Annotated in this window: 1 protein-coding gene; it reads right to left on the minus strand. The window is 68.8% G+C overall.

The window, feature by feature from the left end:
• On the minus strand, window positions 1-1119 hold a 1119-nt coding region (locus tag ABT296_RS38675), incomplete at both ends, for an AMP-binding protein (RefSeq protein ID WP_351934854.1).

Genomic DNA, 1119 nt, shown 5'->3' on the forward strand with positions numbered 1-1119 from the left:
CACCGTCCGCCCGCCATGGAACAGCGCCGAGAACACCTCCAGCGCAAACGCATCCCACGACACCGGCGACGACTGCAGATACACGTCATCCGCCCTGAACTCCAGATAATCCGGACCCACGAACGTCGACACCAACGCCCGATGCGGAGCCACCACACCCTTCGGCCGCCCCGTCGAACCCGACGTGAACATCACACACGCCGCATCCCACCCACCACACACCACAGTCAGGTTCTCCGTGGACTGGCGGGCGACGGCATCAGCCTCGACATCGAGCAGGACGAAGCGCGGCCCGGCGTGCAGCCGTTCGGCCAGCCGGCTGTCGGACACCACGACCTCGACGCCGGCGTCGGTGACGACCGTGGCCAAGCGCTCCGCCGGGAAAGCCGGGTCCAGCAGCGTGTACGCCGCCCCTGCCTTCAGCACACCCAGCAACGACACGATCAGCTCAGGCCCACGCTCAAGATGAACCCCGACCACATCACCCGCGGCCACACCCACACCGACGAGATGACGAGCCAGCCGATTCGCCCGACCGTTCAGCTCCCCATACGTCAGCTCCACCCCGCCCTGAACCAACGCCACCACATCCGGCACCTCCCGCACCCGCGCCTCGAACACCGCAGGCACCGACCGGCCATCCACCGCACCGGAACCGACACCACTCCACTCCTCCAGAACGCGCCGCTCCTCGTCCTCTCCCAGCAGCGCGATGGCGACCACGGGGAGATCGGGGTCCGCGACGGCGGCCTTCAGGAGGTCGAGCAGCCGTCGGGTCACGGTGTCGATGGTGGTCTCGTCGTAGAGGTCGGTGGCGTACTCCACGTCCAGGCACAGCCCGGCCGGACGACCGTCGTCCTCGGCGGCCTCCTCCACGAAGAAGGTCAGGTCGAACTTGGCCACCCGGTGCTCCAGGGGCAGCCGTTCGCTGTGCACACCCGGGAGGGCCGGTGTGGCGGCGGCGTTGTTCTGGAGGACGAGCATGGTCTGGAAGAGGGGGTGCCGGGCGGTGGAGCGGGCGGGGTTGACCGCCTCGACCACCCGCTCGAACGGCAGATCCTGATGCGCATACGCCTCCAAGTCGGCGGCCCGCACCCGGCCCAGCAGCTCACGGAACGT

The organism is Streptomyces sp. NPDC000983, from assembly GCF_040299205.1.
Taxonomy (GTDB): Bacteria; Actinomycetota; Actinomycetes; order Streptomycetales; family Streptomycetaceae; genus Streptomyces.